Annotated in this window: 25 protein-coding genes and 1 pseudogene; 18 read left to right on the forward strand and 8 right to left on the reverse strand. The window is 65.9% G+C overall.

Annotated features, from left to right (window positions below; all coding sequences use genetic code 11):
- Positions 1 to 11: 11 nt before the first annotated feature.
- The 4 genes from AC07PE_RS12945 to AC07PE_RS12960 all read left to right on the forward strand — a co-directional run bounded on the left by AC07PE_RS12945 (position 12) and on the right by AC07PE_RS12960 (position 5,824).
- Positions 12 to 968: an MYG1 family protein gene (locus AC07PE_RS12945; protein ID WP_498764967.1), complete on the forward strand. Its 957-nt coding sequence runs from the start codon at positions 12 to 14 to the stop codon at positions 966 to 968.
- Between the two features lie 245 nt (positions 969 to 1,213).
- Entirely contained in the window at positions 1,214 to 3,817 is a 2,604-nt protein-coding gene (locus AC07PE_RS12950; protein ID WP_498764969.1) for a glycoside hydrolase family 3 C-terminal domain-containing protein, read from the forward strand.
- Positions 3,818 to 3,836: 19 nt separating this feature from the next.
- Complete coding sequence (locus tag AC07PE_RS12955; protein ID WP_498764971.1) at positions 3,837 to 4,781, forward strand: alpha/beta hydrolase; 945 nt, start codon at positions 3,837 to 3,839, stop codon at positions 4,779 to 4,781.
- Positions 4,778 to 5,824 (forward strand): glycoside hydrolase family 5 protein, encoded by a 1,047-nt coding sequence (locus AC07PE_RS12960; protein WP_498764973.1) that lies wholly within the window; start codon positions 4,778 to 4,780, stop codon positions 5,822 to 5,824. The genes AC07PE_RS12955 and AC07PE_RS12960 overlap by 4 nt, the downstream gene beginning before the upstream one ends.
- Here AC07PE_RS12960 and AC07PE_RS12965 read toward each other — a convergent pair whose 3' ends face one another.
- The 3 genes from AC07PE_RS12965 to AC07PE_RS12975 are packed head-to-tail and all read right to left on the reverse strand — an operon-like array spanning position 5,825 to position 8,276.
- Entirely contained in the window at positions 5,825 to 6,532 is a 708-nt protein-coding gene (locus AC07PE_RS12965; protein ID WP_498764975.1) for a 2OG-Fe(II) oxygenase, read from the reverse strand.
- A gap of 14 nt (positions 6,533 to 6,546) precedes the next feature.
- Positions 6,547 to 7,719, reverse strand: coding sequence for a rhomboid family intramembrane serine protease (locus tag AC07PE_RS12970; protein WP_498764978.1), 1,173 nt, complete (start codon positions 7,717 to 7,719; stop codon positions 6,547 to 6,549).
- A 2-nt stretch (positions 7,720 to 7,721) separates the two neighbouring features.
- Entirely contained in the window at positions 7,722 to 8,276 is a 555-nt protein-coding gene (locus AC07PE_RS12975) for a cob(I)yrinic acid a,c-diamide adenosyltransferase (protein WP_498764980.1), read from the reverse strand.
- 74 nt (positions 8,277 to 8,350) lie between these two features.
- Between AC07PE_RS12975 and AC07PE_RS12980 the strand changes: the two genes are divergently transcribed.
- The 9 genes from AC07PE_RS12980 (at position 8,351) to AC07PE_RS13020 (ending at position 17,429) form a co-directional block, all read left to right on the forward strand.
- Positions 8,351 to 9,832: an FAD-linked oxidase C-terminal domain-containing protein gene (locus tag AC07PE_RS12980; protein WP_498764982.1), complete on the forward strand. Its 1,482-nt coding sequence runs from the start codon at positions 8,351 to 8,353 to the stop codon at positions 9,830 to 9,832.
- Positions 9,833 to 9,845: 13 nt separating this feature from the next.
- Complete coding sequence (gene glcE, locus AC07PE_RS12985; protein ID WP_498764984.1) at positions 9,846 to 10,916, forward strand: glycolate oxidase subunit GlcE; 1,071 nt, start codon at positions 9,846 to 9,848, stop codon at positions 10,914 to 10,916.
- Positions 10,917 to 10,931: 15 nt separating this feature from the next.
- Positions 10,932 to 12,164, forward strand: coding sequence for a glycolate oxidase subunit GlcF (gene glcF / locus AC07PE_RS12990; RefSeq protein WP_498764986.1), 1,233 nt, complete (start codon positions 10,932 to 10,934; stop codon positions 12,162 to 12,164).
- Positions 12,161 to 12,802: an NMCC_0638 family (lipo)protein gene (locus tag AC07PE_RS12995; RefSeq protein WP_498764988.1), complete on the forward strand. Its 642-nt coding sequence runs from the start codon at positions 12,161 to 12,163 to the stop codon at positions 12,800 to 12,802. Before glcF ends, AC07PE_RS12995 begins: the two co-directional genes overlap by 4 nt.
- A 44-nt stretch (positions 12,803 to 12,846) precedes the next feature.
- Positions 12,847 to 13,161, forward strand: coding sequence for a hypothetical protein (locus tag AC07PE_RS13000; RefSeq protein ID WP_498764990.1), 315 nt, complete (start codon positions 12,847 to 12,849; stop codon positions 13,159 to 13,161).
- Positions 13,162 to 13,185: 24 nt separating this feature from the next.
- Positions 13,186 to 13,872: a pentapeptide repeat-containing protein gene (locus AC07PE_RS13005; RefSeq protein WP_498764992.1), complete on the forward strand. Its 687-nt coding sequence runs from the start codon at positions 13,186 to 13,188 to the stop codon at positions 13,870 to 13,872.
- 56 nt (positions 13,873 to 13,928) lie between these two features.
- Positions 13,929 to 15,995, forward strand: coding sequence for a glycoside hydrolase family 97 protein (locus tag AC07PE_RS13010; RefSeq protein ID WP_498764994.1), 2,067 nt, complete (start codon positions 13,929 to 13,931; stop codon positions 15,993 to 15,995).
- Between the two features lie 124 nt (positions 15,996 to 16,119).
- The gene (locus tag AC07PE_RS13015; protein WP_498764996.1) at positions 16,120 to 17,088 is read left to right on the forward strand and encodes an alpha/beta hydrolase family protein; all 969 of its coding nucleotides are present in this window, start codon (positions 16,120 to 16,122) and stop codon (positions 17,086 to 17,088) included.
- A gap of 17 nt (positions 17,089 to 17,105) precedes the next feature.
- Positions 17,106 to 17,429, forward strand: coding sequence for a low molecular weight protein tyrosine phosphatase family protein (locus AC07PE_RS13020; protein ID WP_498764998.1), 324 nt, complete (start codon positions 17,106 to 17,108; stop codon positions 17,427 to 17,429).
- Between the two features lie 15 nt (positions 17,430 to 17,444).
- Here AC07PE_RS13020 and AC07PE_RS13025 read toward each other — a convergent pair whose 3' ends face one another.
- Positions 17,445 to 17,927: a glutathione peroxidase gene (locus tag AC07PE_RS13025; RefSeq protein WP_498765001.1), complete on the reverse strand. Its 483-nt coding sequence runs from the start codon at positions 17,925 to 17,927 to the stop codon at positions 17,445 to 17,447.
- A gap of 60 nt (positions 17,928 to 17,987) precedes the next feature.
- Here AC07PE_RS13025 and AC07PE_RS13030 point away from each other — a divergent pair, with 60 nt between their 5' ends.
- Positions 17,988 to 18,419, forward strand: a complete 432-nt coding sequence (locus AC07PE_RS13030) for a hypothetical protein (protein ID WP_498765002.1) — start codon at positions 17,988 to 17,990, stop codon at positions 18,417 to 18,419.
- A 1-nt stretch (position 18,420) separates the two neighbouring features.
- On the opposite strand, the gene AC07PE_RS13035 is transcribed toward AC07PE_RS13030, so the two are convergent.
- The 3 genes from AC07PE_RS13035 to AC07PE_RS13045 all read right to left on the reverse strand — a co-directional run bounded on the left by AC07PE_RS13035 (position 18,421) and on the right by AC07PE_RS13045 (position 22,549).
- Entirely contained in the window at positions 18,421 to 20,253 is a 1,833-nt protein-coding gene (locus AC07PE_RS13035) for an L-lactate permease (RefSeq protein WP_498766049.1), read from the reverse strand.
- Positions 20,254 to 20,356: 103 nt separating this feature from the next.
- Positions 20,357 to 21,493 carry a PilT/PilU family type 4a pilus ATPase gene (locus AC07PE_RS13040; protein ID WP_498765004.1) on the reverse strand — a complete coding sequence of 379 codons (1,137 nt, stop codon included), beginning with the start codon at positions 21,491 to 21,493 and terminating at the stop codon, positions 20,357 to 20,359.
- A gap of 12 nt (positions 21,494 to 21,505) precedes the next feature.
- Positions 21,506 to 22,549: a type IV pilus twitching motility protein PilT gene (locus tag AC07PE_RS13045; RefSeq protein ID WP_230020322.1), complete on the reverse strand. Its 1,044-nt coding sequence runs from the start codon at positions 22,547 to 22,549 to the stop codon at positions 21,506 to 21,508.
- A gap of 54 nt (positions 22,550 to 22,603) precedes the next feature.
- Between AC07PE_RS13045 and AC07PE_RS13050 the strand changes: the two genes are divergently transcribed.
- The 3 genes from AC07PE_RS13050 to AC07PE_RS13060 all read left to right on the forward strand — a co-directional run bounded on the left by AC07PE_RS13050 (position 22,604) and on the right by AC07PE_RS13060 (position 25,096).
- A complete protein-coding gene (locus AC07PE_RS13050; RefSeq protein ID WP_498765006.1) occupies positions 22,604 to 23,305 on the forward strand; it encodes a YggS family pyridoxal phosphate-dependent enzyme in 702 nt (233 codons plus the stop codon).
- Positions 23,306 to 23,318: 13 nt separating this feature from the next.
- Positions 23,319 to 24,137, forward strand: coding sequence for a pyrroline-5-carboxylate reductase (gene proC / locus AC07PE_RS13055; protein WP_498765008.1), 819 nt, complete (start codon positions 23,319 to 23,321; stop codon positions 24,135 to 24,137).
- Positions 24,138 to 24,220: 83 nt separating this feature from the next.
- A complete protein-coding gene (locus AC07PE_RS13060) occupies positions 24,221 to 25,096 on the forward strand; it encodes an alpha/beta hydrolase (protein WP_498765010.1) in 876 nt (291 codons plus the stop codon).
- On the opposite strand, the gene AC07PE_RS13065 is transcribed toward AC07PE_RS13060, so the two are convergent.
- Entirely contained in the window at positions 25,093 to 25,848 is a 756-nt protein-coding gene (locus AC07PE_RS13065; protein WP_498765012.1) for a DeoR/GlpR family DNA-binding transcription regulator, read from the reverse strand. The two genes, AC07PE_RS13060 and AC07PE_RS13065, sit on opposite strands and share 4 nt — an antisense overlap.
- Between AC07PE_RS13065 and AC07PE_RS13070 the strand changes: the two are divergent.
- A pseudogene (locus tag AC07PE_RS13070) lies at positions 25,847 to 26,497 on the forward strand (hypothetical protein); the annotation flags it as partial. The gene AC07PE_RS13065 and the pseudogene AC07PE_RS13070 overlap by 2 nt on opposite strands.
- Positions 26,498 to 26,523: the final 26 nt, after the last annotated feature.

Genomic DNA, 26,523 nt, shown 5'->3' on the forward strand with positions numbered 1-26,523 from the left:
GGCGGCCGATCATGCTGATTGTTACCCACGGCGGCAAATTCCATGCGGATGACGCCTGGGCCGTCGCCGTCATCAAGGTCCTGCACCCGGAGGCCGAATTGGTGCGCACGCGCGACCAGGCCATCATCGACCGCGGCGACATCGTGATCGACGTCGGCGGCATCTGGGACCCGGCCACTGGCCGCTTCGACCATCACCAGAAAGGCTTCAGCGGCGCGCGCCAGAGCGGCGTGCCCTATGCCAGCGCCGGCCTGGTGTGGCGCGAGTACGGCGGCCGCTGCGTCGCCGCGCTGGCCGCCAGGCACACCGGCCACCAGCTGAGCGAGGACACCGCCCAGCAGATCGCGTATGCCATCGACGCCGACATCGTGCAGTACCTGGATCTGTCGGACGTCGGCGCAGCCAAGAACGCGCCCGGCGGCTACGGCATGTCGGCGGTGGTCTCCGGCTACAACCCGAACTGGATGGACGAGGAGAGGCTGGGCTACGGCGAGGCCGCCGACGTCTACCGCCTGAGCCAGTTCCACCGCGCGATGGACTTCCTCACCGACGTGATGGCCAACGCCGTCAAGTACCGCGTCGGCGCCATGCTGGCGCTGGAGCAGGTGCGCCAGGCCGAGGTGCTGGAAGGCGGGCGCCTGCTGTACCTGAAGAACGGCGCGCTGCCCTGGAGTTCGGTGGTGCGCAAGGAAATGCCGAAGGTCCTGTTCGTCATCAGCCATAACATCGGCGAGCAGCGCTACATGCTGCACACGGTGCCGGCCACGGTCGACACCTTCGAAGCGCGCGCCGATCTGCCGGCATCCTGGGCCGGCCTGCGCGACGCCGACCTGGCTGCCGTCACCGGCGTGGCGGACGCCGGCTTCTGCCACAACGGCCGCTTCATCGCCGCCGCCAAGTCCTACGAGGGCATCTACGCGATGGCGCTGCAGGCGCTGAAGGAAGTGGAGCAGGAACAAACACGCTGACCCATCCCTCGTCAGCCCTGCCTTGAAAGCCACCCCGCATGCGAGGGTGGCTTTTTTACGTCCGATATCAAAATGTGAGCGTAAAACAATAATGTTATGAAAATTTGAGATTTCTGTTATTCACATGTTTATGTGGGCATTATTACTGCTACGATTCTGTTGTTAGCGATATCAGTAAACATAAAAATAACATTGAGCGAGGAGCGTAGATGCAGAACAGGAAGACCCGAAACACAAGCAGGCGCATGGCCCGGTATGCCGCGCTGATCCTGGCGGCGGCGATCCCCCTTGCGGGCCATTGCGCCGACGCGCGCGCGGATGCGGAAGCGCGCGCCCGCGCCCTGGTGACGCGGATGACGCTGGACGAAAAGCTGGACCAGCTGCTCAACGTGGCCCCCGCCGTGCCGCGCCTGGGCATCCCCGCCTATAACTGGTGGACCGAGTCCCTGCATGGCGCGCTTGGGCCGATACCGACCACGAACTTCCCGGAACCCATCGGCCTGGCGGCAAGCTTCGACGCGCCGCTGGTGCACCAGGTGGCCGCGGCGATCAGCGTCGAGGTGCGCGCGCTGCACACGCTGGGACGCCAGACCGGGCATCTGGGGCGCATCGGCACCGGCCTCGATACCTGGTCGCCGAACATCAACATCTTCCGCGATCCGCGCTGGGGCCGCGGCCAGGAAACCTATGGCGAAGACCCCTACCTGACGGCGACGCTGGGCGTCTCCTTCATCCAGGGCATGCAGGGCCCGAACCCGGACCTGCCCGACGTGATCGCCACGCCCAAGCACTTCGCCGTGCACAGCGGGCCGGAGTCGACCCGCCACGTGGCGGACGTGTTCGTGTCCAGGCACGACCTCGAGGACACCTACCTGCCGGCCTTCCGCGCCGCCATCGTCGACGCCAAGGCCGGCTCGATCATGTGCGCCTACAACCGCATCGACGGCCAGCCGGCCTGCGGCAGCGAACTCCTGATGAAGGAGCACCTGCGCGGCGCCTGGGGCTTCAAAGGTTATGTGGTGTCGGACTGCGATGCCGTGACCGACATCGCGGACAAGCACAAGTACGCGACCGACCCTGCGGCGGCGGTTGCAGTGGCCTTGAAGGCCGGGACCGACAACGAGTGCAACACCAAGACGCTGGGCGATGCGACCGGCCTGTCCGAGCGCTACCGCGAAGCCTGGCAGCGCGGCCTGATCGGCATGGACGACATCGACCGCGCGCTGGTCCGCCTGTTCTCCGCACGCTACCGCAACGGCGACCTGGCCGGACTGGCGCAGCGCGACGGCAAGGCCCCGGTGCAGGTCAGCGCGATCGGCACCGGTGCGCACCAGGAGCTGGCGCTGCAGGCCGCGGCGAAAAGCCTGGTGCTGCTGAAGAACGACGGCGTGCTGCCCCTTAAACCCGGCCTGAAGCTGGCCGTGATCGGCCCCCTGGCAGACGCCACCCGCGTCCTGCGCGGCAATTATTCGTCGACGCAGTCGGCGCCGCCGGTGTCGGTCGTCGACGGCCTGCGCCGCGTCCTGCCGCAGGCCAGCATCAGCCTGGTGCCGGCCGGCGCCTCGGCCACCGATGGCGACCCGGTTCCCAACACGGCCCTGCGCACGCCCGAGGGCAAGCCGGGCCTGCGCGCCGAGTACTTCAACCGCAAGGACAAGGCCTACGACAGCAAGCCGGCTGTCAGCCGCGTCGAACCCGGACTGGAATCGCATGCGCTCGAACTGAAGGCCGTCGCCGACCAGCACAAGGTGGTCTGGACCGGCTTCCTGGTCGCGCCCGAGAGTGGCGCTTACCGCATCGGCGTCTCCGGCGTGCAGGGCGAATTGACGGTGGCCGGCAAGCCCGCCGTCAAGGCGACCGTCTATTCGAAGTGGGCCGAACCGCTGCAACTGACCGAGGTCCGGCTGGAAAAAGGCCAGCACTATCCCCTGCGCTTCCAGGCCGAGACGGGCGGCTCCGGCGTGCCGGGCATCTTCTGGAAACGGATTTCGACGGACGTCGACGCCGACCTGAAGGCGGGCGCCGCGGACGCCGACGTGATCGTCGCAGTGGTCGGCCTGACCTCCGACCTCGAAGGCGAGGAGATGGCGGTGAACGCCGAGGGCTTCTCCGGCGGCGACAAGACCTCGCTGGAACTGCCGGCCGACCAGCGCCGCCTGCTCGACCGCGCCAGGGCCTTGGGCAGGCCGCTGGTGGTGGTCCTCATGAACGGTAGCGCGGTCGACCTGACCTGGGCCAAGGACAATGCGTCCGCCATCCTGGAAGCCTGGTATCCAGGGCAGTCCGGCGGCCTGGCTGTCGCGAATGTGCTGACCGGGAAGATTGATGCCGGTGGGCGCCTGCCGCTGACCTTCTACCGCGGCCTGGCCGACCTGCCGCCCTTCGACGACTATGCGATGCAGGGCCGCACCTACCGCTACTACGCGGGCACGCCCGTGTATCCCTTCGGCGCGGGCCTGAGCTACACGAGCTTCAGCTATGCGCCCTTGCGCATCGAAACGGTCGGCGGTGCACCCGAAAACGGCGTGGTGGTGACCACGGAGATTGTGAATACGGGCGGGCGCGATGGCGACGAGGTCGCCCAGCTCTACCTGACGCCGCCAGGCTTCGAGGGCGCCCCGCGGCTGGCGCTGCGCGGCTTCCAGCGCGTCTCCCTGAAGCCGGGTGAGCGCCGCCAGCTCAGCTTCCGCCTGTCGCCGCGCGACCTCAGCTTCGTCACGCGCGACGGCAAGCGAGCTTTGATGCCGGGGCAGTACAAGTTGAGCGTCGGTTCGGGACAGCCGGGAACCGGCGTGGCAGGGCAGGAAGCGCCGCTGGTGCTGAACCGGGCCGCGGCGCTGGACCTATAAATCAAGAGGAGGAGAAAAGATGATGAAAACGATACGCATGGCGGCCGCCGCCATCAGCCTGACGTGGTTTGTAGCCACGCCGGCGCTGGCGCTGGACGACAAGATGACGCCGATCGCGACGCCGGCACAACCGGATGCCATCGTGCTGGGAACCGGTGCGCTGCCGGGCGCCACGGCGCAGGAAAGCTGGCACAGCCAGTATGGCAGCGTGTTCGCCCGCAACGTGACGATTGCCACGCTGACGCCCTTCCTGCCGGACCCGGCAAAGGCGACCGGCGCTGCGGTGATCGTCGCGCCCGGCGGCGGCTTCCGGACGCTGTCGATGAACAACGAAGGCTGGGACGTCGCCAAGGCGCTTGCCGATAAAGGCGTGGCGGCCTTCGTGCTGAAGTACCGCCTGGTGCAGACGCCCCAGGGCATGGACGAATTTGCACAGGCGATGAACAAGATGTTCTCGGCGGGTGCGCGCACGGGAGGCCGCATGGCATCCCCGACCGGTGACGATCCCGCCAAAACTCTGGCGCCGCAGATCGCCGACGCGCGCGCCGCCTTCGCGCTGGTGCGCTCGCGCGCGAAGGCGTGGCAGGTGGACCCCGAGCGCATCGGCATGATCGGCTTCTCCGCCGGCGCGATGCTGACCATGGCGACCACGCTGTACGCGCAGGACACCAGGCCCGCCTTCATCGCCAACATCTACGGCCCGCTGGCGCCGGTCACGGTGCCGGCCGGCGCGCCGCCGCTGTTCATCGCGCTGGCCGCGGACGACCCCTTCTTCGGTAATGGCGGCTACGGCCTGGTGGACAACTGGCGCGCCGCCAAGCGTCCGGTCGAATTCCACCTGTTCGAGCAGGGCGGCCATGGCTTCGGCATGTACCAGAAGACCACCACCAGCACCGGCTGGTTCGACGCCTATGTGCGCTGGCTGGGAATGCACGGCTACCTCGGAAGAGGGGACGCGAAATGAAGACGCTAGGCGGCATCGCCGCCATCCTGGCCATGTTGGCCGCCCCGCTGGCCATGGCCGACGATCCGGCGCCGAATCCGCCGCCGGCGACCTCGCAGTTCACCGAGATATCGGCGCACGAGCTGGTAGCCCAGATGACGCGCGGCGTGAACATCATCGGCTACGACGCCTTCTGGCGCGACAACAGCCAGGGCAACTACAAGGAAGCGCACTTCGCGAAGATCAAGGCGGCCGGTTTTTCCACCGTGCGCGTGGTGCTGTTCTCCTTCCCGTATCTCGACAGGCAGAACCGGCTCGATCCCAAGTGGCTCAACCGCCTGGACTGGGTGGTGGCGACGGCCACCAAGCATGGCCTGAACGTCATCGTCGACGAGCATGACTTCGACGAATGCTCGAAGGACGTGGCAAGCTGCCGCCCGAAGCTGAAGGCCGTTTGGACCCAGCTGGCGGAACGCTACCAGAACGAGCCGAACTCGGTCGTCTTCGAACTGTTGAACGAGCCGCACGGCCAGTTCGATGCGGCGACCTGGAACGCGACCTTCCCGGAATTGCTGGCCATCGTGCGCCAGACGAATCCGGCGCGTAACGTCATCATCGGCGGCGTGCGCTGGAACAGCCGCGAGACGCTCAAGGACCTGCAGCTTCCCGCCGCCGACAAGCACATCATCGCGACTTTCCATTACTACGACCCGTTCCCCTTCACCCACCAGGGCGCTTCCTGGGCCGACGAGCCGATCCGTTCTTCGAAGGGCATCCGCTTCGGCAAGCCTGCCGAGATCGCGCAGATCGAGAAGGACTTTGCCGCCGTCAAGGCATGGAGCGACGCGACCGGGAGGCCGGTACTGCTTGGCGAATTCGGCGCCTATGACAAGGCGGCGATGGAAGACCGCACGCTGTGGACCTCGGCCGTCGCGCGCAGTGCCGAGAAGAATGGCTTTGCCTGGGCCTACTGGCAGTTCTCGAGCGACTTCCTCCTGTACGACTTCAAGGCCGACGATTTCGTGCGGCCCATCCTGAAGTCGCTGGTTCCCGAGACCAGGTAATCAGGCCGGGCGCTGGCCGAACAGCTCTTCGGCCCGCCGGTACAGGATCCACGAGGTGGCCACGTACTTGTCGCCGCTGTGCGCCACGTGGCCCTTGTGGGTGTGCGTGAAGCCGGCCGGGGCGATGATCAGGCGGCCCTGGCGCGCTTCGACCTTCCTGCCCTGGTACAGGAATTCGGTTTCTCCACCCTCGGCCACGTCGTTCAGGTAGAACTGGAACAGCAGCACGCGGTGCAGGGTCTCGCAGCTGGCGTTCTGCGGATAGATCTCGGAATGCCAGTGGTGGTAGCCGCCGCTGGCGCGCAGGTACTTCTGCAGGTTGATCGGGCCGCAGCGGTACATCGCCTGCACCAGCGCGTCCAGGTGCGGGCGGCCGCATGTGTCGAAGTTGTCGAGCGAGAGCGTGACCGCCTGGCCGGTTTCCGGATGCGCGACCATCGGCGACAGCGCGCCCAGCACCAGCGCGCGGTAGCGGTCGACGTACTGCGCCAGGTGGCGCCGCACGGCCGCCGACATCAACGCGGCCACGTCCTGCCATTCCTTGTGCTGGGTGATCGTCAGGTCCCAACTGTCCTTCTTCGTCACGTCGACGCCGTTGCCGGTGCGCCCGCGCACGACCTTGTCGCTGGCTTCGACGCGCTCGAGGATGTGGGCGCACTGCTCAGGGGTGAGCGCGTTGTCGTAGATGCCGATGAAGTCGTCTGCCATGATTCTTTGAGTGATCAAGCCGTGCGCTGGCCAGGCAGGTGGAGCGAGCGCGCCAGCAGATGGCCGGCCAGCCAGCCGCCGACCAGGCCGCCGATGTGGGCCGCGTTGTCGGTGTGCGGGTACAGGAATCCGGCGCCGATGTTAAACAGCAGGAAGGGGCCGATCGAGGCGCGCAGGTCCTGCACCACGGTCTGCGGCACGCCGCTGTGCTTGCGGCCGATGAAGGCGAACAGGCCGCCGATGATGCCGAAGATCGCGCCCGAGGCGCCGACGCTGTTCACCGGATGATGCGTGAGCATGCCCCACAGCAGGCTGCCCAGGCTGCCGCCGATGGCAGCCAGCAGATAAAGGCCGGCAAAGCGCAGGCTGCCGAAAATGCGCTCGACCAGCTGGCCCGCCTGCCACAGCGCGAACATGTTCATCGCCAGGTGCAGCAGGTTCCCGTGCAAAAATGCCGAGCTCAGTATGCGCCACCATTCCCTCGCGCCCAGTGTCAGGCGCGGCAGGTTCGAACCCCATTTCACCAGCTGCGACGAGAGCAGGACCGTGTTCAGTTCGCCGCTCCAGCCCACGAAGCCCGCCAGCAGCAGTGCCCAATGCTGTGTGCCGATCACGTTCAGCAATCCCTGCTTCCACAACTGCAGGTGCGCCTGCAGCGCGGCCACCGAGCCCCAGCCCGGCAGCTGCTTGAACCATAATGGGCCGACGCCCTGGCGCTCCAGCCACATCAGCAGGAAGATCGCGATGTTCACCGCCAGCAGGGTCCGGATCACCGGTGTCGACGGGCTCCAGTAATCGATGCGGTCATGGAAAATCTCCCGCTCGGCGTGGGCCACTTCAAACTCGGGCGTGCGGCGCGCGGGGAGGGCGGCCGCGATCGCTTTCGCGACCTCCGGACCGGCAGTGGAAAAGCCGACTTCCTGCATGCCCTGCACGCCGACCACGTCGAAGATCACATCTTCGCCCGCGGTGTGCACGTTGACGATGTCGACCTTGCGCAGGCGTTCCTGGCCGGCTTTCGGAAAGCGGAAGGAGCGGTGGCTGCTGCCGCGCACGATCACGAAGTCGGGCTCGATCGCCAGCTGTCCGGCGCCCTGGAAACGGAAGGGATTCGAGGGCCAGTTCGCGCCGCCGCGGTAGAAGCGGACCTCGAACACCACGGCCTTTTCCTGCAAAGCCAGCACCATCCTCAGCCGCGCTTGCGCTCGTGGTTCCACAGCACGTCGCTGCCGCCGGCATGGCGGTTCAGTACGCGCGCCAGCACGAACATCAGGTCCGACAGGCGGTTCACGTATTGACGCGGCTGGGCATTGATGGGCTCAAGTTTCGACAGCGTGACGATGCTGCGCTCGGCGCGCCGGCACACGGTGCGGCACACGTGGGACAGCGAGGCGGCGCGCGAGCCGGCCGGCAGGATGAATTCTTTCAGGATCGGCAGGTCGGCATTGTATTTCTCGAGCAGGCCGTCGAGGCGCGCCACGTGCTCGTCCTTGATCATCTGGTAGCCCGGGATGCACAGCTCGCCGCCCAGGTCGAACAGGTCGTGCTGGATCGAGACCAGTTCTTCGCGCAGCTCGGCGGGCAGGTCCTCGCACAGCAGCAGGCCGACGAAGGAGTTGAGCTCATCGACGTCACCCAGCGCCGCGATGCGGGCGCTGTCTTTACCGGTGCGGCTGCCGTCGCCGAGCCCGGTGCTGCCGTCGTCGCCGGTACGCGTTGCGATTTTCGAGAGTCGATTGCCCATGCTTATGCCCTGCCTATAAAAAAAGATAGCCGGAGCATACGCCAAAATAATGCAATTGTGCTTACAATCGGCTTATGATCTCTGCGATTCCCGTCGACCCCGAGCGCCGCCAGCAAGTGGCCTCAGCCCTGCGCGCCGTACTGCCCGCGCGCTGCGTCCTGCACGATCCCGAAGATACCCGGCCATACGAATGCGACGGCCTGGCGGCCTACCGCCAGCTGCCGATGATCGTCACGCTCCCCGACAACGAGGAGCAGGTGCTGGCCATCCTGAAGGTCTGCCGCGATTTGAAGGTGCCGATCGTGCCGCGCGGCGCCGGCACCGGCCTCTCCGGCGGCGCGCAGCCGCTGGCGGACGGGGTCGTCATTTCGACCGCCCGCCTGAACCGCATCCTGCGCGTCGAGCCGTATGCGCGCACGGCCGTGGTCCAGCCTGGCGTGCGCAACCTGGCGATCTCGGAAGCGGCCGCGCCCTTCGGCCTGTATTACGCGCCGGACCCGTCCTCACAGATCGCCTGCACCATCGGCGGCAACGTCGCCGAGAACTCGGGCGGCGTGCACTGCCTGAAGTACGGGCTCACCGTGCACAACGTGCTGCGCGTGCGCGTCTGCACCATCGACGGCGACGTCATCGAGCTGGGCGGCGAATCGCTGGACGCGCCGGGCCTGGATCTGCTGGCCGTCTTCATCGGCTCGGAAGGCATGCTCGGCATCGTCACCGAAGTTACCGTGAAACTGGTGCCAAAGCCGGCGCTGGCCCAGGTGATCATGGCCTCCTTCGACGACGTGGTCACGGGTGGCAACGCGGTGGCCAGCGTGATCGCGGCCGGCATCATCCCGGCCGGCCTGGAGATGATGGACAAGACCTCCTCGCGCATGGTCGAGCCTTTCGTGAAGGCCGGCTACGACCTCGACGCCGCCGCGATCCTGCTGTGCGAAGCCGACGGCACCGCGCTCGAAGTGGCCGAGGAAATCGAACGCATGACCGAGGTGCTGCAGCAGGCCGGCGCCAGCAAGATCGCGGTATCGCAGAACGAGGCCGAGCGCCTGCGCTTCTGGTCCGGCCGCAAGAACGCCTTCCCGGCCGCGGGCCGCATCTCGGCCGATTACTACTGCATGGACGGCACCATCCCGCGCAAGCACCTGGCCCACGTGCTGGCCCGCATCGAGGAAATGCAGACGACCTATGGCCTGCGCTGCGCGAACGTGTTCCATGCGGGCGACGGCAACATGCACCCCCTGATCATGTTCGACGCCAACCTGCCGGGCGAACTGCAGCGCGCCGAAGATTTCGGCGCCGCCATCCTGGCCCTGTGCGTGGAAGTGGGCGGCACCATCACCGGCGAGCACGGCGTCGGCGTCGAGAAGATCGATTCGATGTGCGTGCAGTTCGGCGCGAACGAACTGGAAGCCTTTTTCACGGTCAAGCGCGCCTTCGATCCCGGCATGCTGCTGAACCCGAACAAGGCGGTGCCCACGCTCCAGCGCTGCGCGGAGATGGGCAAGATGCGGGTGAGCGGCGGCGTGCTGCCGTTCGCGGACCTGCCGCGTTTTTGAAAGCGACTTATCGATGCAGCAGATTCTTGAACAATTCCAGTCGCAAGTGCGGGCCGCGGCCGGCGACAAACGCGCGCTGCGCATCCGCGGCGGCGGCAGCAAGGACTGGTACGGGAAGCAGCTCGAGGGCGAGCTCCTCGACACCCGCGCCTACACCGGCATCGTCGACTACGAGCCGACTGAGCTGGTGATCACGGCGCGCTGCGGCACGCCGCTGGCCGAGATCGAAGCGGCGCTGGCCGAGCGCAAGCAGATGCTGGCCTTCGAGCCGCCGCATTTCGGCGATGGCGCGACGCTGGGCGGCACCATCGCCGCCGGCTTGTCTGGCCCCCGCCGCGCCAACAGCGGCGCACTGCGCGACTTCGTGCTGGGCGCCAAGCTGATGGACGGGAAGGGCGAGGTTCTCACCTTCGGCGGGCAGGTGATGAAGAACGTGGCCGGCTACGACGTCTCGCGCCTGCTGGCGGGCTCGATGGGCACCCTGGGCCTGCTGCTGGAAGTATCGGTGAAAGTGCTGCCGCTGGCCTACCGCGAGGCCACGCTGCGCTTCGTGATGAGCGAGGTCGACGCCATCCGCAAGCTGAACGAATGGGGCGGCCAGCCGTTGCCGATCTCGGCCAGCTGCTGGGTCGACGGCGTGCTGGCGCTGCGCCTGTCCGGCGCGCGGGCCGCGGTCGATGCCGCCATCCGCTCGCTGGGCACGGCGCATGGCGGCGAATTGATGCCGGACTGCGCTGCCTTCTGGGCTTCGCTGCGCGAGCAGCGTCATGCTTTCTTCGACGGTGACGCGCCCTTGTGGCGCCTGTCGGTGCCGTCGACCGCCGCCGCCATCGCGCTGGGCAGTCCTCAGCTGATCGAGTGGGGCGGGGCGCAGCGCTGGCTGCGCGTGGACGGCGATGCCGCCACCGCCCAGCGCATCCGCGCCGCCGTAGCGGCCTGCGGCGGCCACGCAACCCTGTTCCGCGGCGGCGATAAAAGCGTCGGCGTGTTCCATCCGCTGGCACCAGCCGTCGCGAAAATCCATGAACGTTTGAAGGCCGGATTCGATCCGTCGAACATTTTCAATCCCGGCCGGATGTACTGAGCAAAGTGAACTGAGATGCAAACCAACCTCGCCGATTTCATCAAGGGCACCCCGGAAGGCGAGGAGGCGGAAGCCATCCTGCGCGCCTGCGTGCACTGCGGTTTCTGCACCGCCACCTGCCCGACCTACCAGCTGCTGGGCGACGAGCTCGATGGCCCGCGCGGCCGCATCTACCTGATCAAGCAGGTGCTGGAAGGCGTCGAACCGACGCGCAAGACCCAGCTGCACCTGGACCGCTGCCTCACCTGCCGCAATTGCGAAAGCACCTGCCCGTCGGGCGTGAAGTACGGCCGCCTGGCCGACATCGGCCGCCGGGTGGTCGAAGAGCGCGTGCCGCGTCCGTTCAAGGACCGCGTCAAGCGGACCACCTTGAAGGAGTTTTTGCCGCGCGGCGGGCTGTTCAAACCGGCTTTCACGGCAGGGCAGCTGGTCCGGCCGCTGCTGCCCTACAACCTGCGCGACAAGCTGCAGCCGGCGCGTCCCGCGGGACCGTGGCCGCGCCGCGAGCATGCGCGCAAGATGCTGGCGCTGGCGGGCTGCGTGCAGCCGGCGATGGCCCCGGACATCAACGCCGCCACCGCACGCGTGCTGGACTCGCTCGGCGTGCAGCTGCTCGAAGCGCCCAAGGCCGGCTGCTGCGGCGCGGTGCGCTTCCACATGAATGACCAGGACGGCGGCCTCGACGACATGCGCCGTAACATCGACGCCTGGTGGCCCTATGTCGATCAAGTCGAGGCCATCGTGATGACGGCCTCCGGCTGCGGCGTCACCGTCAAGGAATACGGCCACCTGCTGGCGCAGGACCTGGCCTATGCGGCCAAGGCCGAGCGGATCAGCGCGATGACCAAGGACCTGTCCGAGATCATGCAGGACTTCGAGGGCGAACTGAATGCGCGCATGACCGGCCGCGTGCAGGAACGCATCGCCTTCCATCCGCCCTGCACGCTGCAGCACGGCCAGCAGATCCGCGGCAAGGTCGAGGGCGTGCTGCGCGCCGCCGGCGTCGACGTGGTGCTGTGCGCCGACAGCCACCTGTGCTGCGGCTCGGCCGGCACCTACTCGGTGCTGCACCCGGAGATCGCGCACGAACTGCGCGACCGCAAGCTCGCCAACCTCGAAGCCACCGGCGCAAAGGAAATCGTGTCCGCCAACATCGGCTGCATCAGCCATCTGCAATCGGGGACCGGGACGCCGGTCATGCACTGGATCGAGCTGGTCGACCGCGCGCTTGCCGGCGTGGCGGCATGATGCGGGGCCTTGTCGCCGTACTGCTGGCCGTCGTGTGCAGCCTCGCCGCCGCAGCGGACAAGCAGCCGCACAAGCCGGCGCAAAAAAAGCCTGCGGCCGTGGACGAGAGCACCGAAGGCTTCCTGAACCTCTACGTCGAACTCTGCGTGCGCCACTTCGGCGATCTCGAAAATTTCCGCGCCCGCCTGCTGGGCGCGAAACTGCCGAAGCTGCAGCCGGAGCACGCCAAGCTGTTTCTGTCCGGGATGGCGGGCGACGCTTGGCCGGTGCCGTACAAGGGCAAGATGGGCAACTTCGTGCTGGCCCTGCCGGCCGGGAAGAACCTGTGCCTGCTGCATGCGCACCGCGCGAATGCCGTCGCGGTCGAGAAGGGCTTCCTCGACATCACCGCCGATGCGCCCAAGCCCATGGTGGCCAAGCGCGGTCCGGTGCGCGAGGAGCTGAGCCTGGACAAGCTCAAGATGCGCACGGTCTCGTCCACCTGGGCGCCGCCCGGCGCGCGCCGCAAGATGGAATTCATGCTGACCACCTCGGCCTCGCCCAAGGCCGAATTGCAGGCCCTGGGTTCGGTGGCGATCGTCAACGACGAGGCCCCACCGACGGCGCCGGCGCGTCCGACGCCAAAACGCACGCCGTGATAGCATCTGCGCCCAATATTTATCAGCTGTAGGTGGAGGTGCGCATGAGTTTCGTGTTTCGATTGATATCCCAGGATGAGGATGCGGCGCCATCGGTCGCGTTCCAGGATTCGATCGGCCCCGGCTACGTCTCGCTGTGGGAAGCGATCGGGGTCTACGACGCGCTCTACAACAGCGACGGGCGCGCGGCGCGCGAGGTGTCGCGGGCCATCGCCTTCGGCATCGACCGGCTGACCGACAACGAAGCGCTGGGCCGCATGCTGCCCGCCACGGCGCGCCTGGGCGAAGCGATCCGCTTCCTGGAGAACGTGCACCGCGGCTGCACGATTCATTCTTCGGCACGGGTGGAGACGCGCTAGCGCCGCGCCTCAACTACCTCAGGCATGTCGAAACCTACCATCACGATTACCGGCGAAACCATCGCCCGGGACCGCATCGAACAGCTGCTCGCCGAAGAGGCGCTGCTGACCTTCGAAGAATGCGATTTCCAGCAAGCCGACCTGTCGCGCCTGAACCTGCAAGACTGCAGCTTTTCCAACTGCGCTGTGCTTGAGGCCTCGTTCTACGCAGCGAACCTGGCGCGCACGCGCTGGCGGCGCTGCCGCGGCGGCCATGCCGATTTCGAAGCCGCCGACCTGGTCGACGCTCGCTTCGAAGCCTGTGACCTGAACAACGCCAGCTGGCGCCGCGCCAAGCTGTCCTCAATCAGCTTCCGCGCCTGCAAGCTGACCGGCGCCAGCTTCGAGGAAGTGTCCCAGCTCGGCCTGTCCTTCGAAGACTGCCTGCTGGTCGGCGCCGACCTGCGCCGCATGTCGTTCAGGAAGGCCCGGCTTATTGGCCTGGATTTTGCGGACGCCGACCTGTCGGGCTGCGACTTCCGCGACGCCGTGTTCGAAGGCGGCAGCCTGCGTGACGCCCACATCAAGGACACGCGCTTCGAGCAGGCCGATTTGCGCGAGGCCGATGTAGGCGGACTCAAATTATTGAATGCCAGGCAGTTCGCCGGCGCGACCATCTCGCCGCGCCAGGCGGCAGAACTGGTGCGCACCCTCGGCCTGAATGTCGCCTGAGGTTTTTGCTGCAATTGCTGTAGTAAAATTACATCTCTTCCATGGAGGTGTCAGCGATGCGCGTTCGTCCCAGCTTCAAACCGGGTTCCCGTTTGTTCTCCCTGGCCCTGGTGGCCACCCTCGGCCTGGCCGGCCAAGCCGCATGGGCGCAGGCCGTAGTCGCCAGCGCTGCATCGCCCGGGGACGTGCTGCAAGTCGAGGTCCAGATCGACGGCGCGGGCAAGCTGGCCTATGACGTCAAGCGCCGCGGCAAGGAGATCATCGGCCTCTCGCGTCTGGGCTTCAACCTCGCCAATGCGCCCAAGCTGGACGGCGGCTTCAGCCTGAAAGCGCAGAAGCTCAGCGAGCATGACGACACCTGGGAACAGCCCTGGGGCGAGCGCCGCTACGTGCGCAACCATTACCGCGAGCTGCGCGTCGACGTCGAACAGAAAAGCCGCGCAGGCCGCGCACTGACCATCGTCTTCCGCATCTACGACGACGGCGTCGGCTTCCGCTACGAATTCCCGTCCCAGCCGCAGCTGAAGGACACCGCCATCCTCGACGAGCTGACCGAATTCGCGGTCGCCCAGCCGGCCACCGCCTGGTGGATCCCGGCCGGCGAGCTGCCTGGCCTCGAAGAACAGGTCCAGAAGGCGCCGCTGGCGGAAATCGGCACCGCCAACACGCCGCTGACCCTGCGCCTGGCGGACGGCACCCACGTCGCCCTGCATGAGGCGGCGCTGGTCGATTACGCCTCCATGTGGGTGCGCAAGGTCGAAGGGCAGAAGCTGCGCGCGCAGCTGGCGCCATCAAGCGTCGGCCCGGCGGTGGTCAAGCACGGCGCCTTCACGACGCCGTGGCGTACGCTGCGCATCGCCGACGACGCGGCGGGGCTCTACATGTCCGACCTCGAACTGAACCTGAACGAACCGAATAAACTGGGCGACGTGTCCTGGGTCCACCCGTCGAAGTTCGTCGGCGTCTGGTGGAGCATGCACCTGCAGCACACGACCTGGAACGCGGGGGCTAAGCACGGCGCCAACACGGCCAACGTGAAGAAGTACATCGACTACGCTGCGCAGAACGGCTTCCGCGGCGTGCTGGTCGAAGGCTGGAACCAGGGCTGGGAAAGCGACTGGGGCCACGGCGGCGCCGACTTCAGTTTTACCAAGCCTTACCCGGACTTCGACCTGCCGGCCCTGGCCGCGTATGCGAAAGAGAAGGGCGTGCGCCTGATCGGCCACCACGAGACCGGCGGCAACCTGCCGGCCTACGAAAAGCAGATGGACGCGGCCTATAAGCTGTATGCGAAGCTGGGCGTGGATAGCGTGAAGTCCGGCTACGTGCACGAAGCCGGCAGCATGCAGTTCCAGGGCGCAGACGGCAAGCTGCACTACGGCCACTACGATTCGCAGGAAGGCGTGCGCCACTTCGTGAAGGCCGTGACGGAGGCGGCCCGCTACAAGATCGCCGTCGACACCCACGAGCCGGTCAAGGACACCGGCCTGCGCCGCACTTACCCGAACTGGCTCTCGCGCGAAGGCGCGCGCGGCGTCGAATACAACGCCTGGGGCACGCCGCCGAACAGTGTCGACCATGAGGCCAAGCTGGTCTTCACGCGCATGCTGAGCGGCCCGATGGACTACACGCCGGGCATCCTCAGCCTGGTGGGCGCGGACGGCAAGGTGTTCAACTCGACCCAGGCCAAGCAGCTCGCCAACTTCGTCGTCATCTACTCGCCGATCGTGATGGCGGCCGACCTGCCGGAGAACTACGCGAAGTACCCGGCCGCCTTCAAATTAATCCGCGACGTGCCGACCGACTGGGCCGAGACGCGCGTGGTCAACGGCGCTGTGGGCGAGTACGTCAGCATCGCGCGCAAGGATCGCAACTCGGAGGACTGGTACGTGGGCGCGGTGACCGATGGCGCGGCACGCACGCTGTCGCTGCCATTGAGCTTCCTCGATCAGGGCAAGCAGTATGTGGCCGAGATCTACCGCGACGGCGATGCGGCGGATTACCGCAACGAGCACCGCTTCGATCTGGTGACCGAGACAAAGACGGTGACGGCGAAGGATACCCTGCAGCTGAAGCTGGCGCCGGGTGGCGGACAGGCGATCAGGTTGTCGCCGCTGCGGTGACGATTCGATAGTTTTGCGCGCCGGCTCCTGTGGCACCATCACCGCTTTCAATCGACCAAAGGCAGTGATGGGCCGTAGCGCTTCACCAACCAAGCTTGTTTGCGGATTCTTGTTGGCGTCCGCGTTGTCGTGCAGCGTACAGGCAGCGACGCCCACGGTGCGCGAAGACCGTTTCGATGCGAAGACGGTGACGGTCAGGCGCCTGACGCTGGACGACGGGGCCGGGCCGCAGGTCCGGTATTACCTGTCGAAGCCGGCGCAGAGAGCGCCGCTGGTCCTGCTCATCCAGGGATCCGGCTGCGTACCGAACTTCGTCGGCGTGGGCACGCCCGAACTCAATTCGACGATTCCCGGCTGGATGTATCTGGCCAACCAGGGGCGCTATGCCGTCATGGCGGTGGACAAGCCCTATCAATCGGACGAGCCGCAACAAGGGCCTTACGGTTCGGCCATCGGCTGCGCCGGTGAGTTCAACCAGCACTTTTCCTACGAAACCTGGCTGGCGACATTGAAGCGGGCGGTGCGGCATGCGCTGGCACGGCCCGACGTCGATGCGCGGCGCGTGCTGGTCATCGGCGTCTCCGAAGGCGCGCAGATGGCGGCCAGCCTGGCGCAGGAATTGCCCGAGATTCAGAACGTGGCGCTGGTCAGCGGCGGCGGCCCCACCCAGCTGTTCGATTTCGCCGCCGGCATCTACCGCGCCGACGGCAGCGACGAAGACAAGCTGAAACGCCTGCAGGAGCTGGACGATGCGTTCAGCGCGATCCGCGCAGACCCAGCCAGCACCAGCAAATTCTTCATGGGCCATCCCTATCTGCGCTGGAGCAGCTTCCTTGCCCAGTCCATGACCGAGCAGCTGGCGCATTCGCGTGCCCGCGTCTATATCGCCAGCGGCATGCATGACGCCAGCGTGCCGATCCTGTCGGCCGAAGTGCTGTACGCCCAGCTGCGGGTACAGGGAAAGGACGTAAGCTTCCGGCGCATCCCGCGGGTCGGCCACAGCCTGGTCGCGGACGACAAACCGGTGGAGGAGAAGCGCAAGGACCAGCGCAGCGAGTACGATGCCATCATGGCCTGGTTCGAGCGGCGCTGAACCTGAGGATCGGTTTCATGAAACGCGCACTTTTCATCTGTACCCAGAACCGTCTCCGCAGTCCGACAGCGGAGCACGTGTTCTCCACCTGGCCGGAGGTCGACACGGATTCCGCCGGCCTCGGGACGGATGCCGACGTGGCGCTGTCGCCCGAGCAGATCGAGTGGGCGACCATTATCTTCGTGATGGAGAAGCGGCACCGGCGCTGGCTGGCGGCCAGGTTCAAGCGCCACCTGAACGGCAAGCGCGTGATTTGCCTGGATATTCCGGACGACTACGCGTACATGCAGCCGGAGCTTGTCAGGCTGCTGGAGTCGAAAGCAGGGCCCTTCCTGAGATAGCGAGCCGGCACGGCATTACTGCCCCAGCAGCTTCTCGATATCGTCCGCGATCTCTTCCGGCTTGGTGGTCGGCGCATAGCGCTTGGCCACCTTGCCATCGCGCCCGATCAGGAACTTGGTGAAGTTCCACTTGATCGCTTCCGTGCCCATCACGCCCGGCGCCTCGCCCTTCAAATGCTTCCACAGCGGATGCGCGTCATCGCCGTTGACGTCGACCTTGGCGAACATCGGGAAGCTGACGCCATAGTTCTTTTCGCAGAAGGCGCCGATTTCTTCTTCCGAACCCGGCTCCTGCGAACCGAACTGGTTGCAGGGGAAGCCCAGCACTTCCAGGCCGCGGCCGTGCAGTTCGCGGTAGACGGTCTCCAATCCCTGGTATTGCGGGGTGAAGCCGCATTTGCTGGCGGTGTTGACGATGAGGAGGACCTTGCCGCGGTACTGGACGAGGTCGACCGGCTTGCCGTCCAGGGAGGTGGCCTGGAAGTCGTATACGTTCATGGATGTCTCCGACGTGATGCGTTAATCTGTATGCAAGAGTGTACAGCCCCAAGGATAAGCATGCAGACAGACGTGAATGTTCCGCTCGTGGTGGGCGCCGTGCTCAGCGCCGTCGCGGCGCTGCTCCATCTGTGCATCATTGCGGGCGGCCCGGCCTGGTACCGTTTCTTTGGTGCGGGTGAGCGCATGGCAAGGGCGGCCGCGCAGGGCAAGACCTATCCGACGCTGGTGACCTTGGCGATTGCCGCGGTGCTCGGCACCTGGTCGGCCTATGCATTGGCCGGCGCAGGCCTCATCGGCACGCTGCCCCTTCTGAAGGCGGCGCTGGTGGCCATCACCGCCGTCTATATCGTTCGCGGCCTGGGCTACGCACCGCTGGTGCTGGCGAAGGGCGGTCGGATCACGCCCTTCGTGGCCTGGAGCTCGCTCATCTGCTTCACCTACGGCCTCGTTCATCTGCTGGGGCTGGTGCAGCGCTGGCCGGCGCTGTGATTCACTTCACCAGCAAGGTGAACGGATACACATAAGCCTGCAGCGTCACCAAGATGCCGACCAGGCAGGCCAGCGCAATCGAATGGAAGAACACGTAGCGCAGGATCTCGCCTTCGTGGCCGTACCATTTGGTTGCCGTGGACGCCACCACGATCGACTGGGCGTCGATCATCTTGCCCATCACGCCGCCCGATGAATTGGCCGCCGCCATGAGCACCGGATTCAGGCCCAGCTGGGTGGCCGAGGTCTTCTGCAGGCCGCCGAACAGCACGTTGGAAGCGGTGTCCGAACCGGTGAGTGCAACGCCGAGCCAGCCGAGCAGGGTACCGAAGAAGGGATACAGTACGCCGGTATTCGCGAAGGCCAGGCCGAGGGTCGAGTCGAGACCCGAATAGCGGGTGGTATAGCCGAGCGCCAGCATGGCGGCGATCGTCAGCAGCGAAAAGCGCATGATCTTGAGCGTGGCCCAGTATACGGCGAACAGCTCGCGGACCTTGTAGCCCATGACTAGGCCGGAGACGACGGCGGCGACCAGGATGCCGGAGCCGGTGGCAGACAGCCAGTTGAGCGTGTAGACAGCGGCCTCGGCGGTCGGCTTGGCGGCCACCGGCGGCATCTTCTGCACCACCTTGTGCAGGGCCGGCCATTCATATTTGAAGACGGAAAGACTGTCGAGCATCTTCTTCCACTCGGGAATACCCCACAGGAACACCAGCACCGACAGGATCAGCCATGGCAGCCAGGCCTTCAGCACGGCCGCGCGCGGATGGCTGTGGACCACCGGCTCGGGCGCCATGCCCTTGCCACCGCCTGTGCCTGTGCCTGTGCCTGCGCCGCCCGTACCGGCATAGGCGCCGCCAGTCGCGCCGCTACCCGCATAGGCCCCGCCGCCGGCGCCGCTACCGGCAAGGGCGCCGCCACCGGCACCACCGCCGGCATAAGCACCGCCACCGGCATAGGCGCCGGCAGCGGTACTGGTGTCGGGCTCGGCTTTGAGCCTGCCCGCAGTATCGGTCCAGATCGTCGTCGGCTTCCACACCTTGAGGAAGAGGGTCAGGCACAGCATCGACAGCAGTGAGCCGCCGACGTCGACCAGCCAGGGGCCGTGGAAGTTCGAGATCAGGAACTGCGGCACGGCGAAGGTGACGCCCGCGACCAGGATCGCCGGCCAGATCGCGGCCATGCCGGCAAAGCCGCAGAAGGCCCAGATCAGCCAGAAGGGCACCAGCACCGAAAAGAAGGGCAGCTGCCGGCCGACCATGCCGGACAGCTGCAGCAGGTCGAGGCCGGTAACGCCGGCCAGCGCGATCAAGGGGGAGCCGAGCGCGCCGAAGGCCACCGGCGCGGTGTTCGCGATCAGCGACAGGCCGGAGGCCGCCAGCGGTGCGAAGCCCAGGCCGATCAGCATGGCGCCGGTCACGGCCACCGGCGTGCCGAAGCCGCCGGCGCCCTCGAAGAAGGCGCCGAAGGAGAAGGCTACCAGCAGCAGCTGCAGGCGGCGGTCGGTGGTGATGCCGGTGATCGATTCCTGCAGGATCTTGAAGTAGCCTTTGCGCTCGGTGAGCTGGTACAGGAAGATCACGTTCAGGATGATCCAGCCGATCGGCAGCAGGCCGTTGGCGGCGCCGTACAAGGCGGCAGCCAGGGCGGTGGGCGCCGGCATCGAATACGCGAAAATCGCCACCAGCAGCGCGGCGGCGAGGCCGAGCAGGGCGGCGATATGCGCCTTGATGTGCAAGAACGCGAGCGACACCAGCATCACGGCAACGGGAACGGCTGCCGCCAGTGTCGACAGGACGGCGTTACCTAATGGGTTATACACCTGACTCCACATCATCACTCTCCTCGGATGATCGATCGGTCTACGTGTATGACATTAGGTGCCGTACAAGCGGGCTTTTAGTTATTCCTCAATTGTGCGCAGTGAACCGACGGGCTCAGACGATGCCGAGATGCTCCGTCCCTGCCGACAAATCGCGGTTCTTCGCATGCTTGCTGTGAAGCTTGATGTTCAGGCGCAGGTCATTCACCGAGTCGGCGTTGCGCAGCGCATCCTCGTACGAGATCTTGTCCGCCTCATACAGGTCGAACAGCGCCTGGTCGAAGGTCTGCATGCCGAGCTCGCGCGATTTCTTCATGATCTCCTTGATCTCGTGAACTTCACCCTTGAAGATCAGGTCCGAAATCAGGGGAGAATTCAGCAGGATTTCGATCGCGACCACGCGGCCCTTGGTCTCTTTTCGAGGGATCAAACGCTGCGAGATCAGGCCCTTCAGGTTCAGCGACAAGTCCATCAGCAGCTGCTGCCGGCGCTCTTCCGGGAAGAAGTTGATGATGCGGTCGAGGGCCTGGTTGGCGCTGTTGGCGTGCAGGGTGGCCAGGCACAGGTGGCCGGTTTCGGCGAAGGCGATCGCGTGCTCCATGGTCTCGCGGTCGCGGATCTCGCCGATCTGGATCACGTCCGGCGCCTGGCGCAGCGAGTTCTTCAGCGCGGCCTCGAAGCTGTCGGTATCGACGCCCACTTCGCGCTGCGTGATCACGCAGTTGCGGTGCGGGTGCACGAATTCGACCGGGTCTTCGATGGTGATGATGTGGCCGTAGCTGTTCTCGTTGCGGTAGCCGACCATCGCGGCCAGGGTCGTCGATTTACCGGAGCCGGTGGCGCCGACCATGATGACCAGGCCGCGCTTGGTCATGACCACGTCGCGCAGCACGTCCGGCAGTTCAAGGTCTTCGAAACGCGGAATGGTGGTGGTGATCACGCGCAGCACCATGCCCACGCAGCCCATCTGCATGAAGGCGGAAACGCGAAAGCGGCCCAGGTCGCCGGGGCTGATCGCGAAGTTCGCTTCCTTCGACAGCTCGAATCCTGCGGCCTGCTTGTCGTTCATGATGGCGCGCGCCAGGTCGGCCGTGTGGCCGCCTTGCAGGGCCTGGTTCGAGACCGGCGTCATCTTGCCGTCGATCTTGATCGCAGGCGGGAAGCCGGCCGTGATGAACAGGTCGGAGCCGCCCTTGCTGACCATCAGGCGCAGCAGGTCGAACATGAATTTTGAGGCCTGGTCGCGTTCCATCGTCGGTTCCTTTTAGCCCGGGAAGTTCTCGGGGATCTTGGCGGCGCTGCGTGCAGCGGCGGACGAGATCACGTTACGGCGCACCAGGTCGGTCAGGTTCTGGTCCAGGGTCTGCATGCCGACGCTGGAGCCGGTCTGGATGCTTGAATACATCTGTGCGATCTTGGCTTCGCGGATCAGGTTGCGGATCGCCGGCGTGCCGATCATGATCTCGTGCGCGGCCACGCGGCCCGAGCCGTCCTTGGTCTTCAGCAGGGTCTGCGAAATCACTGCCTGCAGCGATTCCGACAGCATCGCACGGACCATCTCTTTTTCTTCGGCCGGGAAGACGTCGACGATACGGTCGATGGTCTTGGCAGCGGACGAGGTGTGCAGGGTGCCGAAGACCAGGTGGCCGGTCTCGGCGGCAGACAGCGCCAGGCGGATGGTCTCGAGGTCGCGCAGCTCGCCGACCAGGATCGCGTCCGGGTCTTCACGCAGCGCCGAGCGCAGCGCGTTGTTGAAGGACAGGGTGTGCGGGCCGACTTCGCGCTGGTTGATCAGACACTTCTTGGAATCGTGGACGAATTCGATCGGGTCTTCAATCGTTAAGATGTGCCCGTATTCGTTCTCGTTCAGGTGGTTGATCATCGCGGCCAGCGTGGTCGACTTGCCCGAGCCGGTCGGGCCGGTGACGAGCACCAGGCCGCGCGGCTTCATGGCCAGCTCGCCGAAGATCTTCGGTGCATTCAGTTCTTCCAGGCTCAGGATCTTGGACGGGATGGTACGCATCACCGCGGAAGCGCCGCGCTCCTGGTTGAAGGCGTTCACACGGAAGCGCGCCAGGCCCGGAATCGCGAACGAGAAGTCGCACTCCAGCATCTCTTCGTACTGCTTGCGCTGGCCGTCGTTCATGATGTCATAGATCATGGAGTGCACGTCCTTGTGCTCCATTGCCGGCAGGTTGATGCGGCGGACGTCGCCGTGCACGCGGATCATCGGCGGCAGGCCGGCCGACAGGTGCAGGTCCGAGGCCTTGTTCTTGACCGAGAAAGCGAGGAGTTCAGAGATGTCCATTTATAATCAGCGCGAGTGTGTGTAACCGAAAAATATTTCCTGTAGAAAACCATTATGTCCACAATCGCCGGGAACTTGCAAGCTGTCGAAGCGACAATCCAGGTGGCCTGCGAGGCCGCCGGAAGGCCCCGTTCGACGGTCCAATTGCTGGCCGTATCGAAGACTTTCCCTGCTGAGGCGGTCTTGGAAGCCGTCGCGGCAGGCCAGCGCGCCTTTGGTGAGAACTACCTGCAGGAAGGCGTCGACAAGATCGCGGCTGTCGCAAAAGCGCTACCGGATACGCGGCTGGAATGGCACTTCATCGGCCCGATCCAGTCGAACAAGACACGCCCGATCGCGACCAGTTTCGACTGGGTGCACACGGTCGAGCGCCTCAAGATCGCCCAGCGCCTGTCCGAGCAGCGCCCGCCCGAACTGGGCCCGCTGAACATCTGCCTGCAGGTGAACATCAGCGGCGAAGCCAGCAAGAGCGGCGTCACGCCCGACGAGTTGCCGGCGCTGGCGCAAGCCGTAGCTGCGCTGCCCAACCTGCGCCTGCGCGGCCTGATGGCCATCCCCGAACCCCAGGACGACCCGGAGCTGCAGCGCATCCCCTTTGCGCGCCTGCGCGAACTGGCCCAGGGCATCGTCAAGTCAGGCATCCACCTGGACACCCTGTCGATGGGCATGTCGAGCGACATGCGCGCGGCGGTATTGGAAGGCGCGAGCATCGTGCGAGTAGGCAGCGCCATCTTCGGCGCCCGCCACTATGAATGAATAAGAGAGCACCATGAAAATCAGCTTCATCGGCGGCGGCAACATGGCCACCGCCCTCATCGCCGGCCTGGCCGGCAAGGTTGCGCAGGCTGGCGACATCCACGTGGTCGATCCGAACCCGGAAGCGCTGGAAAAACTGCGCGCGCAGTATGGCGTAACGACCTCCCCGGAGATCGGCGCGGAGGTCGCTGCCAGCGAGGTCATCGTGCTGGCCGTGAAGCCGCAGCAGATGCGCGACGTGGCGCTGCGCCTGCAGTCGCAGCTGGATGCGCGCCCGCTGGTGCTGTCGATCGCCGCCGGCATCCGCGGCACGGACCTGTCGCGCTGGCTGGGCGGCTATGGCGCCATCGTGCGCACCATGCCAAACACGCCCGCATTGATCGGCCAGGGCATCACCGGCATGGTGGCGATGGCCGGCGTCAACGAGGTGCAGAAGGCGGCGGCGGACAGCATCCTGCGCGCGGTCGGCAAGACCGTGTGGCTGGATTCGGAAGAGCAGATCGATCCGGTGACGGCGGTGTCGGGCAGCGGCCCGGCCTACGTGTTCTTCTTCCTCGAAGCGATGCAGCAGGCGGCGCTGGAGATGGGCTTGTCCAAAGAGCAGGGCAGGGAACTGGCCATCGCCACCTTCACCGGTGCGGCCCAACTGGCGGCGCAGTCGGAGGAGCCGGTCGAGGTGCTGCGCCAGCGCGTGACCTCGAAGGGCGGCACGACCTACGCGGCCATCACCAGCATGGAAGCGGCTGGGGTGAAGCAGGCCATCGTCGATGCGATGAAGGCGGCTGCGGCGCGCGGGCGCGAGCTGGGTGAGGAACTTGGCAAGGACCAGTAAGCAAACGCAGCAGAGCGTCTTCGGTTAGCGCTATCATATTCCTGTTTTACCTCATCAATTTATAACAATCGAATGGAGGCAAGATGGGAAGGAGACTGATGGCGCTGGTGGCGCTGCTGATGGGTTTTGCGGTATCCGCAGGGGCGCAAGCGGCCAATAAACCCTTCGTCCTGGCGAACACGCAGATCATTCCGGTGCAATCGACATCCACCGGCAAGGCGCACGAACTGGTCGTGGTGCTGCCCGCGAGCTACGCCGCGAATCCGGGCAAGACCTATCCGGTGCTGTATTACCTGGATGCCTACTGGGACACGCCGCTGCTGACGGCCACCTATGGCAACCTCGTCTACGATAACCAGGTGCCCGAGTTCATCATGGTCGGCCTGTCCTATCCATCCGGCGCGAACTACGACGTCGAGCGGCGCAAGGACTACACCATTACGGCCCTGGACGCCGGCTCGGGCAAGGCCGACGCCTTCCTGAAGTTCATCACGCAGGAAGTCGCCCCCATGATCGAATCGCGCTTCCGCGGCGAGAAGACCGGGCGCATCATCTCCGGCAGTTCGCTGGGCGGGCTGTTCGCCATCGCGGCGGCCTACAAGGCGCCGGGCTTCTTCGCCGGCCACATCGCCATCAGCCCCGCTGCCGGCTGGGACAAGAACGCGCTTGCGAAGCTGGACGAGGCTTACGCCGGCGGGCACAAGGCGCTCGATGCTCGCATGTTCATTTCCTACGGCACGGCCGAGTACCTGGGCTTCCGCGAGCCCATCGCCGCATTCCAGATGCGCCTGGCGGACCGTCATTACCAGGGCCTGGCGCTGCAGAATTACACGATGGAAGGCATCGACCACGCCAGCGTCAAGGGCGACGGCTATGTGCGTGGCCTGACCTGGGTGTTCCAGCCCAGGAAGCCGGCGGGTCCGAGCGGACTGACGCGCGGCATGATGCAGCAGGACTAGGCTAGGGTCAGCGCAATCCCCAGCGCCCGATACGGCTCCAGTACCTCCGCCGGCGTCGCCGCCGGCAGCACGATCCCGCTGATCTCGTTCATTCCGACGATGCGGTAGGGCGAGGCGGTCGCCAGCTTTTCCGAGGAGGCCAGCACGATGGTCTCGGCGGCCGCCTTGCACAGCGCGCGCTTGACGCAGGCTTCCTCGTAGTCGCCGGTCGACAGCCCCAGCTCGGGGTGCAGGCTGGTCACGCCCATGAAATAGAGGTCGGCGCGGATCTGCGCGATCGCCTCCAGCGTGGCCGCGCCGACGCCGACGATCGAATGGCGGAACAGGCGCCCGCCCAGCATGATCACTTCGATGTCCGGATGCTCCATCAGCTCGATTGCGATCGACGGGCTGTGCGTGACCACGGTCGCGCGCAGCTGGCGCGGCAGGGCGCGCACCAGCTGCGCGCAGGTGGTGCCGCCGTCGACGAACACGACCTGGCCCGGCTGCACCATCGCTGCGGCGGCGCGGCCGATTGCCGCCTTGTCGCCGGAAGCGATGTGCTGGCGCGCGGCGAAATCGCCCATCGCCGGACTGGCCGGCAGCGCGCCGCCATGCACGCGCTGCAGCAGGCCTTCCTTGGCCATCTCGCGCAGGTCGCGCCGGATCGTGTCTTCCGACACGCCCAGTTCGGCGCTCAGCTTCGTCGCGACGATCTGGCCGTCGCGCTTCAACACGTCCATCAGGTAGTTCTTGCGCTGGCTAGTCAGCATGCATGGCTTCCATATAATTCTTGACCTTGCACGAGTTTGCACGATAGTTTACGAGAACTCAAGCGCAAAGGAGGTCATCGTGCAGGATCGTGTGAAAATCGGGCAAGTCCAGCTGCTGTCGGACGATTGGGGCATCCTCAAGAAAACCACCTACGCGCTGCGCACGCGCAACGGCGCCTGGGCCGAGCAGACGCGCGAGACCTATGACCGCGGCAATGGCGCGACCCTGCTGCTGTACAACCGCGTGCGCCGCACGGTGGTGTTGACGCGGCAGTTCCGCCTGCCGGCCTATGTGAATGGCCACGCCGGCTTCCTGGTCGAGACGGCCGCCGGGCTGCTCGACGGCGCGCGGCCGGAAGAACGCATCCGGGCGGAAGTGATGGAGGAAACCGGCTACCGGGTCGGCGCCGTGCGGCGTTTGTGGGATGCGTTCATGAGCCCCGGCAGCGTCACCGAGCGCCTGCATTTTTTCGTGGCCGAGTACGAGCCGCACAATCGCGTCGGCGCGGGCGGCGGGCTGGCGGAAGAGGGCGAGGACCTGGAGGTGCTGGAACTCGGCATCGACGAGGCGCTGGCAATGATAGGCAGCGGGATCGTCGACGGCAAGACCATCATGCTGCTGCAGTATGCGCAGCTGCACCTGTTCGCGCCGCCCGGCATGATGATCCTGATCGC

Source organism: Telluria sp. GW821-FHT07G12 (genome assembly GCF_059418525.1).

Excerpts from the sequence above, each read along its gene's own strand:
- AC07PE_RS12945 (WP_498764967.1), top strand. The coding sequence starts at position 12 with ATGCTGATTGTTACCCACGGCGGCAAATTCCATGCGGATGACGCCTGG.
- AC07PE_RS12950 (WP_498764969.1), top strand. The coding sequence starts at position 1,214 with ATGGCCCGGTATGCCGCGCTGATCCTGGCGGCGGCGATCCCCCTTGCG.
- AC07PE_RS12955 (WP_498764971.1), top strand. The coding sequence starts at position 3,837 with ATGATGAAAACGATACGCATGGCGGCCGCCGCCATCAGCCTGACGTGG.
- AC07PE_RS12960 (WP_498764973.1), top strand. The coding sequence starts at position 4,778 with ATGAAGACGCTAGGCGGCATCGCCGCCATCCTGGCCATGTTGGCCGCC.
- AC07PE_RS12965 (WP_498764975.1), bottom strand. The coding sequence starts at position 6,532 with ATGGCAGACGACTTCATCGGCATCTACGACAACGCGCTCACCCCTGAG.
- AC07PE_RS12970 (WP_498764978.1), bottom strand. The coding sequence starts at position 7,719 with ATGGTGCTGGCTTTGCAGGAAAAGGCCGTGGTGTTCGAGGTCCGCTTC.
- AC07PE_RS12975 (WP_498764980.1), bottom strand. The coding sequence starts at position 8,276 with ATGGGCAATCGACTCTCGAAAATCGCAACGCGTACCGGCGACGACGGC.
- AC07PE_RS12980 (WP_498764982.1), top strand. The coding sequence starts at position 8,351 with ATGATCTCTGCGATTCCCGTCGACCCCGAGCGCCGCCAGCAAGTGGCC.
- glcE (WP_498764984.1), top strand. The coding sequence starts at position 9,846 with ATGCAGCAGATTCTTGAACAATTCCAGTCGCAAGTGCGGGCCGCGGCC.
- glcF (WP_498764986.1), top strand. The coding sequence starts at position 10,932 with ATGCAAACCAACCTCGCCGATTTCATCAAGGGCACCCCGGAAGGCGAG.
- AC07PE_RS12995 (WP_498764988.1), top strand. The coding sequence starts at position 12,161 with ATGATGCGGGGCCTTGTCGCCGTACTGCTGGCCGTCGTGTGCAGCCTC.
- AC07PE_RS13000 (WP_498764990.1), top strand. The coding sequence starts at position 12,847 with ATGAGTTTCGTGTTTCGATTGATATCCCAGGATGAGGATGCGGCGCCA.
- AC07PE_RS13005 (WP_498764992.1), top strand. The coding sequence starts at position 13,186 with ATGTCGAAACCTACCATCACGATTACCGGCGAAACCATCGCCCGGGAC.
- AC07PE_RS13010 (WP_498764994.1), top strand. The coding sequence starts at position 13,929 with ATGCGCGTTCGTCCCAGCTTCAAACCGGGTTCCCGTTTGTTCTCCCTG.
- AC07PE_RS13020 (WP_498764998.1), top strand. The coding sequence starts at position 17,106 with ATGAAACGCGCACTTTTCATCTGTACCCAGAACCGTCTCCGCAGTCCG.
- AC07PE_RS13025 (WP_498765001.1), bottom strand. The coding sequence starts at position 17,927 with ATGAACGTATACGACTTCCAGGCCACCTCCCTGGACGGCAAGCCGGTC.
- AC07PE_RS13030 (WP_498765002.1), top strand. The coding sequence starts at position 17,988 with ATGCAGACAGACGTGAATGTTCCGCTCGTGGTGGGCGCCGTGCTCAGC.
- AC07PE_RS13035 (WP_498766049.1), bottom strand. The coding sequence starts at position 20,253 with ATGTGGAGTCAGGTGTATAACCCATTAGGTAACGCCGTCCTGTCGACA.
- AC07PE_RS13040 (WP_498765004.1), bottom strand. The coding sequence starts at position 21,493 with ATGGAACGCGACCAGGCCTCAAAATTCATGTTCGACCTGCTGCGCCTG.
- AC07PE_RS13045 (WP_230020322.1), bottom strand. The coding sequence starts at position 22,549 with ATGGACATCTCTGAACTCCTCGCTTTCTCGGTCAAGAACAAGGCCTCG.
- AC07PE_RS13050 (WP_498765006.1), top strand. The coding sequence starts at position 22,604 with ATGTCCACAATCGCCGGGAACTTGCAAGCTGTCGAAGCGACAATCCAG.
- proC (WP_498765008.1), top strand. The coding sequence starts at position 23,319 with ATGAAAATCAGCTTCATCGGCGGCGGCAACATGGCCACCGCCCTCATC.
- AC07PE_RS13060 (WP_498765010.1), top strand. The coding sequence starts at position 24,221 with ATGGGAAGGAGACTGATGGCGCTGGTGGCGCTGCTGATGGGTTTTGCG.
- AC07PE_RS13065 (WP_498765012.1), bottom strand. The coding sequence starts at position 25,848 with ATGCTGACTAGCCAGCGCAAGAACTACCTGATGGACGTGTTGAAGCGC.